This is a genomic window from Buchananella hordeovulneris (assembly GCF_001907235.1).
GTDB classification, from domain to species: domain Bacteria; phylum Actinomycetota; class Actinomycetes; order Actinomycetales; family Actinomycetaceae; genus Buchananella; species Buchananella hordeovulneris.
Genome location: NZ_MQVS01000001.1, coordinates 228,904 through 241,796 on the forward strand (window position 1 = coordinate 228,904; position 12,893 = coordinate 241,796).

The following is a 12,893-nucleotide window of genomic DNA, read 5'->3' on the forward strand; positions in this document are numbered from 1 at the left end:
TACGGCTCAGCGTTTGACGATGCCCGCCTCGTAGGCCCGCACGACCGCCTGCACCCGATCGCGCACATCTAGCTTGGCTAACACGTTGCCGACATGCGTCTTTACGGTGGTGGAGCTGAGCACCAGGTGCGCGGCGATTTCCGCATTAGACATGCCTTGGGCCATCAGCTCCAGCACCTCGCGCTCGCGGGCCGTGAGGCTGTCCACGCCGGGGTCGGACACCGGCTGCGGGCTCGCCCCAGCCTCGCTGGGCAGCTGCGTGGCGAACATCTCCAGCATGCGCCGCGTGATACGCGGAGAAACCACCGCCTCGCCGGAGGCGACCGTGCGGATCGCATCGGCGAGTTCCTGCGGGCGCGTGTCCTTCAAGAGGAAGCCGCTGGCCCCCGCCCGCAGCCCCGCGAACGCGTACTCGTCGAGGTCGAAGGTGGTCAGGATCAGCACCCGGGTGTGCGGGTGGGCGGCCACGATTTGGGCGGTGGCATCGATGCCGTTCATCCCGGGCATGCGCACGTCCATGAGCACGACGTCGGGGTGCAAGGTGCGCACCATCTGCACCGCGGTGGTGCCATCGGCGGCCTCCCCGACGACCTCAATGTCCGCCTCGGCGTCCAGCACCATACGAAAACCCATCCGCATCAACGGTTGGTCGTCGACGAGGAGGACGCAGATCTTCTCCGTCATGTCGGCAGCTGCCACGGGGTATCTCCTGCTTCTTCTTCATCCCAATGCATGAGCGCATGTACACGCCATCCGCGCTGGGTGGGGCCGGCTTGCACCCGTCCACCATAAACCGCCGCGCGTTCGGCCATGCCCAATATGCCCTTGCCGGATCCGGGCATCGGCGGCCCGGCAGCGCCGGCGTCGTTGTCGACGGTGATCTCGACGGCGCCCGTGGAGCGGGCAAGCCGCACGCTGATCTGGGGTGAGGCTGGGGCGTAGCGCAGGATGTTGGTCAGGCTTTCCTGCACAATCCGATAAACGGCCAGCTGGAGACCGTCGTTGTCAGGCAGGGCCCCACCCGTGCGCTCGAAGGTGACGGGCAGGCCGGCGTTTTGAAAACGATCCACGAGCTCGGCGATGTCGCGGGCGGCGGGGGCGGGCCCCAGGGGCACGGAAGGATCGGCGGTGAGATCCGCCAGCTGTAGCGACTGCGATTTGGCGTCGTTTGCTGCCCCGCTGCCCGCAGGCGCGTCGGTGGTTGCCGCGGCCGGGGCGGGCTGCGAATGTGCGGCTGCCGTGGGCAGCGAGGTAGTCGGCGGCGGTACGGGGGCGGGGGCATCGTCGCGCAGCACCCCCACCAGGCGGCGGGTGTCGGCCAGGGCAGCCCGCCCGGTGGTCGTCAGCTGCTCAATGGCGGTGCGGGCCAGGGCGGGATTGCGTTCCAGGTTGGCGGCCGCCCCGTCGGCCATGGTGACGATGATGGCCAGGGAGTGGGCGACGACGTCGTGCATCTCGCGGGCGATGCGGGTGCGTTCTTGCGAGACCGCCAGCTGGGATCGCTGGTCGCGCTCCAACACCAGCCGCGCGTTCGACTGCTCCAACTCCGCCAGCCGGAAGCGTTGCAGGCGCACCGCCACCCCGCTCAGGGCGGGAATCGTCAGGGCCATAGCGTAAATGGAGAGCACGAGCCCACTGGTGAGCATCGGCAGGCCGACGACCCACATCTCAAGTGCCTTAACGGCGATGGCGCCACCGACGGCGGGCCAGGTCAGCCACGCGCCCCGCAGCTCCGCAATGGTGTAGATAAGCACGCCCACCGCCGAGAAAGCGATGAAGAAGGGTGCGAAGTCCGCGCTCATGGTCAGCCACGGGTAAGACGGCGTCGGGGCGAGGAGCCGGAAGGTAACGGCCAGGACGACGGGGGAAACTACCAGCACCGCCAGGGCGAGCACGGGAAAGCTGCGGCGGGCCAGCAGGCAAATGACGCCGAGGAGCGTCAACGTAATGTCCCAGCCCTGCAGCGGTGCGTAGCCCAGGGAGCGGGAAGCCAGGGAAGACAGGATGATGACGGTGACGACGTAGGCGATGGCAATCAGCAGATCGCCGAGCACTTGGTTGCGCTGCCACCACTTTTCCAAGCGCGAGATGGAGGCAGAGGAGCGGCCCGGGCGGCACATGTTTCTTCCTTTCCCGCGGGGGATAAGCAGGGGGCGGACCCGGCGGTGGCCGGGCCCGCCCCCTGCTAGGTTAGGCGTCCTTCGACTTCAGGGTGGCCAGGCCCACCCCGAGGGGGAACAGGGACCACGCGGCCAGCGTCAAGACGTTGCGCAGGACGGAGGCGTCGCTAGCGGCCTCTGGGTTGAGTAGCGCCACGGCCGCCGACGTCGGCAGGTAGTCGATTAGCTTGCCGAGCGGCTCCCACAGCTGGCTGAGGAAGCCACCGGCGAGCTGGAGCACCACCCACGCCACAAACAAGGCGACGAAGACGCTGGTGATGGCCATCGCCGTGTTGCGGAAGGTGAAGCCGAACCCGGCCCCCATGAGGGCGATGGCGGTCAGGGCCCCGATGGTGGTCAGCAAGGTGCGCAGGTTGTCGGCATGGGTGGGGGACAGGATGTGGCTGTCACTGAGCACCAGGTGCGCCAGCAGGTTGATGGCGCTGTAGATGATGACCGACAGGATGACGGAGACCACCAGGATGGTCAGCACCTTGGCGAAAAAGAACGGGGTGCGGGACGGCACGGTGGTGAGCGAAGAGCGGATCTGGCCCGAGGAGTATTCGTTGGACACCGTCAGGGCGCCGAGCGTGCCGACCACCATCGAACCAAAGATCAGCGGCATGGTCAGCAGCAGGGGCATGGCACCTTCGCCGGCGGCCAGCGCTTGCGGCCGCCCTTCATCGGCGGCGGCTTGGAGGGCGAACATCATGATCAAACCGAAGCCGATGCCGATCAGCAGCGTGATGGCGCACACCCAGTAGCTGGAACGCAGCGACCAGAACTTGCCCCATTCGCTGGCTAGGACCCGAGGGAAGGTCAGGCGCGCGTTTGGCGAGATGTTGCGGGAGCGCTGGACGGAGCCGCCGACGGGGTGGGCGGCAGGGACCGGTTGGGGAAGTGAGTGCGACATGTCAGGCTCCTTGGCGTACGCCGGTGGCGTACTCGACGTCGTGCTGGGTCAGGGTCAGGTAGGCCTCCTCCAGCGAAGCGGTCTGCGGGGTTAGTTCGTGCAGCGTGATGTGGGCCGCGGCGGCCAGCTCGCCGATGTCGGCGGCGCTGGGGCCAAGAATGCTCAGCGCCCCATCGTTGTGCCGGGAGACCTGCGCGCCGGCGGCGGCCAGGCGCTCGGCCAGTGCTCCCGCCTGGGGACTGCGCACGAGCACCGAGGTGTTGGTGGCGGCAGCGATCACCTCTTTGACGGGGCCGGAGGTAATGATGCGGCCGCGCCCGATGACGAGCAGGTGGTCGGCGGTCTGCGACATCTCGCTCATCAGGTGAGAGGAGACGAAGACGGTCCGGCCCTCGGCGGCCAGCGAGCGGCACATCTGCCGCACCCACCGCACCCCTTCGGGGTCCAGGCCGTTCACCGGCTCGTCGAAAAGCAGCACCTCGGGGTCGCCGAGCAGCGCGGCGGCGATGCCGAGGCGTTGGCCCATCCCGAGCGAATAGCCGCCCACGCGCTTACCCGCCACCGACGTCAAGCCGGTCAACTCCAGCACCTCGTCAACCCGGCGCTTGGACAGGCCGTGGGTGCGGGCCAGGGCGAGTAGGTGGTTGCGGGCGGTCCGGCCGGGGTGGATTCCCTTGGCGTCGAGCAGTGCCCCGACCTGGGTTAGGGGTGCCGGGTGCTTGGCGAAGGATTGGCCGCCGACGGTTACCTGGCCAGCGGTGGGCTTGTCGAGTCCGACGATCATCCGCATTGTCGTGGACTTCCCCGCCCCGTTGGGGCCGAGGAAGCCGGTGACCGCCCCGGCGGGAATAGTGAAGCTCACGTTATCCACGGCGACCTTCGTGCCGTAATGTTTCGTGAGGCCTTGTGCCTCAATCATGTTGCCTCCTTCACAAGCTGATAAGTCCATTCTGGCGCAGCGCTGCGCGCCCCAAATAGTCGCCCAGGGCTAAACGCGTGGGAGGAAAAGCCGCCCTTGCGAATGACCCTCTCCTCCTGCGGAAGGGGGCGTTCGCCCGTCCTCCGCCCCAGACAGGTTGTGTAGGTGGCAGCGGGCGGGGACAATGTCTGTCAAACCTGAGCTAGGAGATGGCATGACTAACCCGGTGCTTAACAACAGCCCGATTTTTGGGGCCAAGGTACAGACCCGCCCACAGACCACCCCGGCCGGCTACCCGACGATGCCTGGCTATGCGCCCGGACAGTTTGGCCAGGCCCCGGGCTACGGTCAGGCGACCGCCTACGGGGCGCCGACCGCCTACGGGGCGCCGACGGGCTACGGGGCGCCGACGGGCTACGACCACCCGCAGCAATCTGAGATCCAGCGACTAAACGCGCAGTACGCGGCCCCGGCCGCCAACTCGGTGCAGACGGGGCGGATGTCGTACGACGACGTCATCATGCGCACCGGCATGCTCTTCGGTTTGCTGCTGGTCACTGCCGTCGTGGCGTGGATCATGCGCGACAGCGCCCTCGGCCTGGGCTTGACTATCGGGGGCGCGGTCGTGGCCTTCGTCCTCGGCCTGGTCAACGCCTTCAAGCGGGAGCCAAGCCCGCTGCTGATCAGCCTGTACGCATTGGCGGAGGGGCTGTTCCTGGGTGGTATTTCCGGTTACTTCGAGGATCTCTACCCCGGCATCGTGATGCAGGCGGTGCTCGCCACGTTCGTGACGTTTATGGTGACGCTGCTGCTGTTCAAGTCGGGCAAGGTGCGGGTGACCCCCAAGTTCACTCGCTTCGTCATGATTGCCACCCTGTCCTACGGGGTGTTCTGCCTGGTGAACTTCGGCCTGATGATTACCAACACGGTGTCCGACCCGTGGGGGTTGCGTGGCATTGAGGTCTTCGGGCTGCCGCTGGGGGTCGTGATCGGGGTTGTCGCGGTGATTCTGGCCACGATGAGCCTGCTGGTGGACTTTGACGCCATTACGAAGGGCGTGGTCAACGGGGCGCCGCGGAAGTACGCCTGGTCGGCGGCGTTCGGGCTGATGGTTACCATCGTGTGGCTCTACATTGAGTTCCTGCGGATCCTGGCGATCATGCGCGACAACTGACCGCCGCAGGCGCGAAACGAAAGGTATGGCGATGACGAACAATGTGACGGTGGCCGGTGAATTCGGGGTCAAGCCGACCCTGACCTTCCCCGCCACGCCTGCCCCCACTGAGTTGCAGGTGAGCGTGCTGCACGAGGGCGACGGCGAGGTGGTGGAGGCCGGCGACAAGCTGGTGTGCCACTACTTCGGTCAGGTGTGGGACGGGCCCGTCTTTGACACCTCCTTCGACCGCGGGCAGACCGTAGGCTTCCCGATCGGGGTCGGAGCGGTGATCCAGGGCTGGGACCAGGGCCTGGTGGGTCAGCGGGTCGGCTCCCGCGTGCTGCTGGTCATTCCGGCGGACCTGGCCTACGGGGCGCGCGGCATCCCGCAGGCGGGTATTCCCGGCGGGGCCACCCTGGTGTTCGTCACCGACATAGTCGGAGTTGAGTAGTCTGCACGGAGAAGTGCGGTGGGGGACGGGCGGAGCCCGTCCCCCACTGGCTTAGCGTGGGCGGGACCCCGCGCCCGCTGCGAGGCAAGTGCGCTGCGCTGCCCGCCAGGCGGGGTCGGTGGCGAGCAACTGGCGCGGCCGCCAGGGACGGCTAGCCGCGCGGCTGTGGGGCCAGCCACGGCCGGTAGGAACGCGGCGGCCCGCCGCCCCCCGCACCCGGGCGTGTCGCGGACCGGGGGTAGGGGCGGGGTTTAGCTTGAGCTGCGGCCACTGGGGCGGCGTCGACACGCCCCCCGCGCTCGGGCGTGTCGCAGGGTTTTGGGCAGAAAATCAAGCAAAGTCGTGAGGCGACTCACGGAGGTGACGGCGGGCTCGCACTTGCCAGTTCCTGGGGGAATGCTGGTAGAGTTGCCGGGCCGGAAACGGGAGGGGGCGTCGTCCTGCGGGACATGTCGCCCATCTCACGCAGGAATGAGTTGCTCGCCGCTAGCGCCATTTACGGGCCGTGTGGCAAACTTTTCCGGTTGCCCGAACTGGTTTCGGGCGCAAAATGACTTCCCAACCCGGGATTTTGCCCGGGAACAAGGAATATTCGGCCTCCACCATCAGGTGAACGTGCAGGGAACGCAGCGCACAAAATGCGACACGCCCGAGCGCGGGGGCCGGGAGATATGTTGGTAGAAGAGAGGTAGATCGACGCCATGGCGGAACAGAAGATCCGCATCCGGCTCAAGTCGTACGACCACGAGGTCATCGACAGCTCGGCGCGCAAGATCGTCGACACGGTGACGCGTGCCGGTGCGAAGGTTGTGGGCCCGGTGCCGCTGCCGACCGAGAAAAACGTGTTCGTTGTGATCCGGTCGCCGCACAAGTACAAGGACAGCCGCGAGCACTTCGAGATGCGCACCCACAAGCGGCTCATCGACATCATCGAACCGACGCCGAAGGCCGTCGACTCGCTCATGCGTCTCGACCTGCCCGCCGACGTCAACATCGAGATCAAGCTCTGAGGTAACCGGCAATCATGACTTCTTATCGAGACACCGTTCAGCGCAAGGCGCTCTTCGGGCGGAAGCTGGGCATGACGCAGGTGTGGGACGAGGCCGGTCGCCTCGTGCCGGTGACCGTGGTGCACGTTGGCTCCAACGTCGTCACCCAGGTCCGCACCCCCGAGGTTGACGGCTACTCCGCCGTGCAGCTTGCCTTCGGCGAAATCCCCGAGCGCAAGGTGACCAAGCCCCTGAAGGGCCACTTCGCTAAGGCGGGCGTCGCCCCCCGGCGGCACGTCGCCGAGCTGCGCACCGCCGACGCCGACCAGTACACCGTGGGCCAAGAACTGACCGTGGAGACCTTCGAAGCTGGGGTGACCGTCGATGTCACCGGCACCTCGAAGGGTAAGGGCTTCGCCGGTGTGATGAAGCGGCACGGCTTCGCGGGTGTTTCCGCCTCGCACGGTGCGCACCGCAACCACCGCAAGCCGGGCTCCATTGGCGCCTGCGCCACCCCGGGCCGCGTGTTCAAGGGCCTGCGTATGGCTGGTCGCATGGGCAACGCCCGGCGCACTGTCCAGAACCTGACCATCCACGCCGTGGACACCGAGCGCGGTGTGCTGCTGGTGACCGGGGCCATCCCGGGGCCGAAGAACGGCGTGGTTGTCATCCGCACTGCCGTGAAGGGGGCCTGAGATGACCACCCAGACCGTCGACCTGTACGACGCCAAGGGCGCCAAGTCCGGTTCCGTCGAGCTGCCCGCCGAGGTCTTCGACGTTGAGCCCAACGTGCCCCTGATCCACCAGGTGGTTGTCGCCCAGCGCGCCGCCGCCCGCCAGGGCACGCACTCCACCAAGAACCGCGCCGCCGTGGCCGGTGGTGGCCGCAAGCCCTACAAGCAGAAGGGCACCGGTAACGCCCGCCAGGGCTCCATCCGCGCGCCCCAGTTCACTGGTGGTGGCGTGGTGCACGGCCCGCAGCCGCGTGACTACACCCAGCGCACCCCGAAGAAGATGAAGCGCGCCGCCCTGCGCGGGGCCCTGTCGGACCGCGCCCGCAACGGCCGCGTCCACGTCATCTCCTCCTTCGGCCTGGAGTCCACCCCGTCGACTAAGGCGGCGTTGGCGGCCCTGAGCCACCTGACGGAGCGTTCGGCGCTCGTCGTGCTGGAGCGCACCGACGAGGTCACGGCGTTGTCCCTGCGCAACCTGCCGCAGGTGCACCTGCTGTGGGCCGACCAGCTCAACACTTACGACGTGCTCGTCAACGAGGACGTCGTGTTCACCGCCGGTGCGCTGCAGGCGTTCCTCGGCACGAACAGCGAGGAGGAGGCCAAGTGAGCATCGAAGCCGCGAAGAACCCGCGCGACATCATCCTCGGCCCGGTCGTCTCGGAGAAGAGCTACTCGCTCATGGACGAGGGCAAGTACACCTTCCTGGTGGACCCCCGCTCCAACAAGACCGAGATCAAGATCGCGATCGAGAAGATTTTTGACGTCAAGGTGGAGTCGGTTAACACCGCCAACCGCCAAGGCAAGACTAAGCGGACGCGCTTCGGCGTCGGCCGCCGTAAGGCAACCAAGCGCGCGATCGTCACGCTGCGCGAGGGCACCATCGACATCTTTGGCGAAGTCGCGCTGTAACGGGCGACTACGAACGAGATTGAAGGATCGTTATGGGAATCCGTAAGTACAAGCCGACGACGCCGGGGCGCCGCGGCGCCAGCGTGGCCGACTTCGTCGAGATCACCCGCTCGGAGCCGGAGAAGTCGCTGGTTCGTCCGCTCTCCAAGACCGGTGGCCGGAACTCGACGGGACGTATCACCACCCGGCACAAGGGTGGGGGCCACAAGCGCGCCTACCGCATGATTGACTTCCGGCGGCACGACAAGGATGGCGTGCCCGCGAAGGTCGCGCACATCGAATACGACCCGAACCGCACCGCGCGCATCGCGCTGCTGCACTACGCCGACGGCGAGAAGCGCTACATCCTCGCCCCGGCCAAGCTGCAGCAGGGTGACATCATCGAGCAGGGCCCGGGGGCTGACATCAAGCCCGGCAACAGCCTGCCGCTGCGCAACATTCCGCTCGGTACCGTGATCCACGCCGTGGAGCTGCGTCCCGGTGGTGGGGCCAAGATCGCCCGCTCGGCCGGTTCCTCGGTGCAGCTGGTGGCGAAGGAAGGCCGGTACGCCCAGCTGCGTATGCCGTCCGGCGAAATCCGCAACGTGGATGTCCGGTGCCGCGCGTCGATTGGCGAGGTGGGCAACGCCGAGCAGTCCAACATCAACTGGGGTAAGGCTGGCCGCATGCGCTGGAAGGGCGTGCGCCCGACCGTGCGTGGTGTCGTCATGAACCCGGTGGACCACCCGCACGGTGGTGGTGAGGGCCGCACCTCTGGTGGTCGGCACCCCGTGAGCCCGTGGGGTAAGCCCGAGGGCCGTACCCGCCGTCCGAACAAGCCGAGCGACAAGCTGATCGTGCGTCGCCGTAAGACCGGCAAGAGCCGCTAGAGGGGATAAACGATGCCACGCAGCTTGAAGAAGGGGCCCTTCGTTGACGACCACCTGCAGAAGAAGGTGGACGCCCAGAACGAAGCCGGCACCAAGAACGTGATCAAGACCTGGTCGCGCCGCAGTGTTATCACCCCGGACTTCCTGGGGCACACCTTCGCGGTGCACGACGGACGCAAGCACGTGCCCGTCTTCGTCACCGAATCGATGGTGGGACACAAGCTCGGTGAGTTCGCGCCCACTCGCACCTACCGCGGGCACGAAAAGGACGACCGTAAGGGCCGTCGCCGCTAGGCGAAGGCACCTGCGTTACAGAAACGGAAATGAGGCAGCAGATGGAAGCCAAGGCGCAGGCGCGGTTCGTCCGCACCACGCCGATGAAGGCGCGCCGCATCGTGGACGTCGTCCGGGGTAAGCGTGCCGCTGAGGCAATTGACATTTTGCGATTCGCACCGCAGCAGGCAGCGGAAGTTGTGCTGAAGGTGTTGGAGAGCGCCATCGCGAACGCGCAGTTCAAGGCGGAGCGCGATGGGGACAAGTTTGAGTACGACAAGCTACGGATCGTGGCGGCGTACGTGGATGAGGGCCCGACCCTCAAGCGGATTCGTCCGCGCGCCCAGGGGCGTGCTGCGCGGATCTTTAAGCGGACGAGCCACATCACCGTGGTCGTCGGTAACGAGGGGAAGGTGACCAAGTAATGGGTCAGAAGGTAAACCCGACCGGTTTCCGTCTGGGCATCACGACGTTCCACCGCTCCCGGTGGTTTGCGGACTCCACGAAGGAGGGGCAGCGTTACGCCGACTTCGTGCGGGAGGACGTGGCCATCCGCCGACTGCTGGAAGAGGGTCTGGACCGCGCCGGGGTCGCCAAGGTGGAGATCGAGCGCACCCGTGACCGCGTGCGTGTCGACCTGCACACTGCCCGTCCGGGTATTGTGATCGGCCGCCGCGGGGCGGAGGCCGACCGGCTGCGCGCCAGCCTGGAGAAGCTGACCGGCAAGCAGGTGCAGCTGAACATCCTCGAGGTGAAGAACCCCGAGATCGAAGCGCAGTTGGTGGCGCAGGGTATCGCCGAGCAGTTGGCCTCCCGCGTGTCCTTCCGGCGCGCCATGCGCAAGGGCATGCAGGCCGCCATGCGGTCGGGTGCCAAGGGCATCCGGGTGCAGTGCTCGGGTCGTTTGGGCGGGGCGGAAATGTCTCGGTCGGAGTTCTACCGCGAAGGGCGCGTGCCGCTGCACACCCTGCGGGCGAACATCGACTTCGGCTTCTACGAGGCCCGCACCACCTTCGGGCGTATCGGCGTGAAGGTGTGGATCTACAAGGGCGACCTCACCGAGAAGGAATTCGCCCGCGCCCAGGCCGAGGCCGGCCCGCGGGGTCGTGGCCGTGGCGAGCGTCGGGGTGGCCCGCGCCGCGACAGCCGTGGCCCGCGCCGCGACGAGGCGACTCAGAACGAAGCCCCGGCAGCCGAGCAGGCACCGGCGGCCGAAGCAGGAACGGAGGCCTGAGCCATGCTCATCCCCCGCCGGACTAAGTTCCGCAGGCAGCACCGCCCGCACCGCACCGGTGCGGCTTCCGGTGGCACCCAGATCACCTTCGGTGACTACGCGATCCAGGCCCTGGAGCCCGCGTACATCACCAACCGGCAGATCGAAGCCGCCCGTATCGCCATGACGCGGCACATCAAGCGTGGCGGTAAGGTCTGGATCACGATTTTCCCGGACCGTCCGCTCACCAAGAAGCCGGCCGAAACCCGCATGGGTTCCGGTAAGGGTTCCGTGGAATGGTGGATCGCCAACGTCAAGCCTGGTCGCATCATGTTCGAACTGGCTGGCGTTCCGGAGCCGCTGGCGCGTGAGGCCATGCGTCGCGCGCAGCACAAGCTCCCCATGAAGACTCGTTTTGTGACTCGCGAGGGTGGTGACGCCTGATGATCGGTAGCAAGGGCCTGTCCCCCAAGGAACTGGACACCATGGACAACGAGCGCTTGGCCAAGGAACTGGAAAAGGCCAAGGCGGAGCTGTTCAACTTGCGGTTTACCGCCGCCACGGGCCAGCTCGAGGACCACGGTCGTCTGAAGGCCGTGCGCCGCGACATCGCCCGGATTTACACCATCGTGCACGAGCGCGAGCTCGGCATCCGGACCGCCCCGAGCGAGAAGTGAGCGATATGGCTGAGAACACCGAGACCACGCAGGCTCCGCGGGGCGAACGCAAGGTTCGCCGCGGGTACGTGGTGAGTGACAAGATGAACAAGACCGTCGTGGTCGAGCTTGAGGACCGCGTGAAGCACGCGCTTTACGGTAAGGTCATGCGTCGGACCTCCCGGGTCAAGGCGCACGACGAGCTCAACGAGTGCGGCGTCGGCGACCTGGTTCGCATTATGGAGACCCGCCCGCTCAGCGCCACCAAACGCTGGCGCGTGGTGGAGATCCTCGAGAAGGCTAAGTAAGCCCTCACAGTCCCTTATTTGTTCGGCAAGGCTCGGGGAACCGAGAACCGGCTCGACGACAGGAGTTATTACTCATGATCCAGCAGGAGTCGCGGCTTAAGGTCGCCGACAACACGGGTGCGAAGCAGATTCTGTGCATCCGTGTCCTCGGCGGCTCCGGCCGGCGCTATGCCGGTATCGGCGACACGATCGTCGCCACCGTCAAGGACGCTATCCCTGGCGGCAACGTCAAGAAGGGCGACGTGGTCAAGGCCGTGGTCGTCCGTACCACCAAGGAGCGTCGTCGTCCCGACGGCAGCTACATCCGTTTCGATGAGAACGCAGCCGTCATCCTGAAGAACGACGGCGAACCGCGCGGCACGCGTATCTTCGGCCCGGTGGGCCGGGAACTGCGTGACAAGAAGTTCATGCGTATTGTTTCGCTCGCCCCGGAGGTGATCTGAGCATGGCGAAGATCAAGAAGGGCGACATGGTGATCGTTATCGCCGGTCGCGACAAGGGCGTTAAGGGTCGAGTCCTGGAGGTGCGCCCGCAGGAAGACCGCGTGATCGTGGAAGGTGTGGCGCGTGCCACCAAGCACGTGAAGGCCGGTCGGTCGCGCACCGGCGCGACCTCGGGTGGCATCGAGACCGTTGAGGCCCCGATCCACATCTCGAACGTGATGCTGGTTGACCCCGAAACGAAGAAGGGCACCCGCGTGGGCCACCGTGTCGAGACGGTGACCCGGGACGGTCGCACCCGCGAGGTGCGCGTTCGTTACGCCAAGCGCTCCGGGAAGGACGTCAAGTGAGCCAGTCCGTTTTGCCGCGCCTGAAGGCCAAGTACCGCAGCGAGATTGTGGCGGGCCTGCAGGAGGAGTTCAGCTACGCGAACCCGCACCAGGTCCCCGGTCTGGTCAAGATCGTGGTCAACATGGGTGTGGGCGAAGCCGCGCGCGACGCCAAGCTCATGGAGGGCGCCGTGCGCGACCTGGCCGCCATCACTGGTCAGAAGCCGGCCGTCACCAAGGCCCGCAAGTCGATCGCCCAGTTCAAGCTGCGTGAAGGCATGCCGATCGGCGCGCACGTCACGCTGCGGGGCGACCGCATGTGGGAGTTCTTGGACCGGCTGCTGTCCCTGGCGCTGCCCCGCATCCGCGACTTCCGCGGACTGTCGGCCAAGCAGTTCGATGGCCAGGGCAACTACACGTTCGGTCTGACCGAGCAGTCGATGTTCCACGAGATCGATCAGGACAAGATCGACCGCGTCCGGGGCATGGACATCACCCTGGTGACCACGGCGTCCACCGACGAGGAGGGACGCAGCTTGCTGCGCCGCCTCGGCTTCCCTTTCAAGGAGAACTGA

General features: G+C 66.6%; 20 protein-coding genes. 16 read left to right on the plus strand and 4 right to left on the minus strand.

Annotated elements, in window-relative coordinates:
- Positions 1–6: 6 nt before the first annotated feature.
- The 4 genes from BSZ40_RS01015 to BSZ40_RS01030 all read right to left on the minus strand — a co-directional run bounded on the left by BSZ40_RS01015 (position 7) and on the right by BSZ40_RS01030 (position 3,991).
- A complete protein-coding gene (locus BSZ40_RS01015; protein ID WP_073822734.1) occupies positions 7–684 on the minus strand; it encodes a response regulator in 678 nt (225 codons plus the stop codon).
- Positions 681–2,120 (minus strand): sensor histidine kinase, encoded by a 1,440-nt coding sequence (locus BSZ40_RS01020; protein ID WP_073822424.1) that lies wholly within the window; start codon positions 2,118–2,120, stop codon positions 681–683. Before BSZ40_RS01020 ends, BSZ40_RS01015 begins: the two co-directional genes overlap by 4 nt.
- A gap of 70 nt (positions 2,121–2,190) precedes the next feature.
- On the minus strand, positions 2,191–3,072 hold the full coding sequence (locus BSZ40_RS01025) for an ABC transporter permease (protein WP_073822426.1): 882 nt from the start codon (positions 3,070–3,072) through the stop codon (positions 2,191–2,193).
- Position 3,073: 1 nt separating this feature from the next.
- Positions 3,074–3,991: an ABC transporter ATP-binding protein gene (locus BSZ40_RS01030; protein WP_073822428.1), complete on the minus strand. Its 918-nt coding sequence runs from the start codon at positions 3,989–3,991 to the stop codon at positions 3,074–3,076.
- A 214-nt stretch (positions 3,992–4,205) separates the two neighbouring features.
- On the opposite strand from BSZ40_RS01030, the gene BSZ40_RS01035 reads away from it, so the two are divergent.
- The 16 genes from BSZ40_RS01035 (at position 4,206) to rplE (ending at position 12,893) form a co-directional block, all read left to right on the plus strand.
- A complete protein-coding gene (locus tag BSZ40_RS01035) occupies positions 4,206–5,165 on the plus strand; it encodes a Bax inhibitor-1/YccA family protein (protein ID WP_073822430.1) in 960 nt (319 codons plus the stop codon).
- Between the two features lie 25 nt (positions 5,166–5,190).
- Positions 5,191–5,598 (plus strand): FKBP-type peptidyl-prolyl cis-trans isomerase, encoded by a 408-nt coding sequence (locus BSZ40_RS01040; RefSeq protein ID WP_073822431.1) that lies wholly within the window; start codon positions 5,191–5,193, stop codon positions 5,596–5,598.
- Positions 5,599–6,299: 701 nt separating this feature from the next.
- On the plus strand, positions 6,300–6,608 hold the full coding sequence (gene rpsJ, locus BSZ40_RS01045; RefSeq protein ID WP_073822433.1) for a 30S ribosomal protein S10: 309 nt from the start codon (positions 6,300–6,302) through the stop codon (positions 6,606–6,608).
- A gap of 14 nt (positions 6,609–6,622) precedes the next feature.
- Positions 6,623–7,282 (plus strand): 50S ribosomal protein L3, encoded by a 660-nt coding sequence (gene rplC, locus BSZ40_RS01050; RefSeq protein WP_073822434.1) that lies wholly within the window; start codon positions 6,623–6,625, stop codon positions 7,280–7,282.
- A 1-nt stretch (position 7,283) separates the two neighbouring features.
- The gene (rplD, locus tag BSZ40_RS01055) at positions 7,284–7,928 is read left to right on the plus strand and encodes a 50S ribosomal protein L4 (protein WP_073822436.1); all 645 of its coding nucleotides are present in this window, start codon (positions 7,284–7,286) and stop codon (positions 7,926–7,928) included.
- Positions 7,925–8,230: a 50S ribosomal protein L23 gene (gene rplW, locus BSZ40_RS01060; RefSeq protein ID WP_073822437.1), complete on the plus strand. Its 306-nt coding sequence runs from the start codon at positions 7,925–7,927 to the stop codon at positions 8,228–8,230. The genes rplD and rplW overlap by 4 nt, the downstream gene beginning before the upstream one ends.
- 32 nt (positions 8,231–8,262) lie before the next feature.
- On the plus strand, positions 8,263–9,099 hold the full coding sequence (gene rplB / locus BSZ40_RS01065) for a 50S ribosomal protein L2 (RefSeq protein ID WP_073822439.1): 837 nt from the start codon (positions 8,263–8,265) through the stop codon (positions 9,097–9,099).
- A gap of 12 nt (positions 9,100–9,111) precedes the next feature.
- Positions 9,112–9,393, plus strand: a complete 282-nt coding sequence (gene rpsS / locus BSZ40_RS01070; RefSeq protein ID WP_073822440.1) for a 30S ribosomal protein S19 — start codon at positions 9,112–9,114, stop codon at positions 9,391–9,393.
- Positions 9,394–9,434: 41 nt separating this feature from the next.
- Complete coding sequence (gene rplV, locus BSZ40_RS01075) at positions 9,435–9,797, plus strand: 50S ribosomal protein L22 (protein WP_073822442.1); 363 nt, start codon at positions 9,435–9,437, stop codon at positions 9,795–9,797.
- On the plus strand, positions 9,797–10,606 hold the full coding sequence (rpsC, locus tag BSZ40_RS01080) for a 30S ribosomal protein S3 (RefSeq protein WP_073822443.1): 810 nt from the start codon (positions 9,797–9,799) through the stop codon (positions 10,604–10,606). Before rplV ends, rpsC begins: the two co-directional genes overlap by 1 nt.
- A 3-nt stretch (positions 10,607–10,609) precedes the next feature.
- Positions 10,610–11,029, plus strand: a complete 420-nt coding sequence (gene rplP, locus BSZ40_RS01085) for a 50S ribosomal protein L16 (RefSeq protein ID WP_073822445.1) — start codon at positions 10,610–10,612, stop codon at positions 11,027–11,029.
- Positions 11,026–11,262, plus strand: coding sequence for a 50S ribosomal protein L29 (rpmC, locus tag BSZ40_RS01090; protein ID WP_073822447.1), 237 nt, complete (start codon positions 11,026–11,028; stop codon positions 11,260–11,262). The genes rplP and rpmC overlap by 4 nt, the downstream gene beginning before the upstream one ends.
- Before the next feature lie 5 nt (positions 11,263–11,267).
- Positions 11,268–11,549 (plus strand): 30S ribosomal protein S17, encoded by a 282-nt coding sequence (gene rpsQ, locus BSZ40_RS01095; protein WP_073822448.1) that lies wholly within the window; start codon positions 11,268–11,270, stop codon positions 11,547–11,549.
- Positions 11,550–11,623: 74 nt separating this feature from the next.
- Entirely contained in the window at positions 11,624–11,992 is a 369-nt protein-coding gene (gene rplN / locus BSZ40_RS01100) for a 50S ribosomal protein L14 (protein WP_073822450.1), read from the plus strand.
- 2 nt (positions 11,993–11,994) lie between these two features.
- Entirely contained in the window at positions 11,995–12,339 is a 345-nt protein-coding gene (gene rplX, locus BSZ40_RS01105; RefSeq protein WP_073822452.1) for a 50S ribosomal protein L24, read from the plus strand.
- On the plus strand, positions 12,336–12,893 hold the full coding sequence (gene rplE, locus BSZ40_RS01110) for a 50S ribosomal protein L5 (protein ID WP_073822453.1): 558 nt from the start codon (positions 12,336–12,338) through the stop codon (positions 12,891–12,893). The genes rplX and rplE overlap by 4 nt, the downstream gene beginning before the upstream one ends.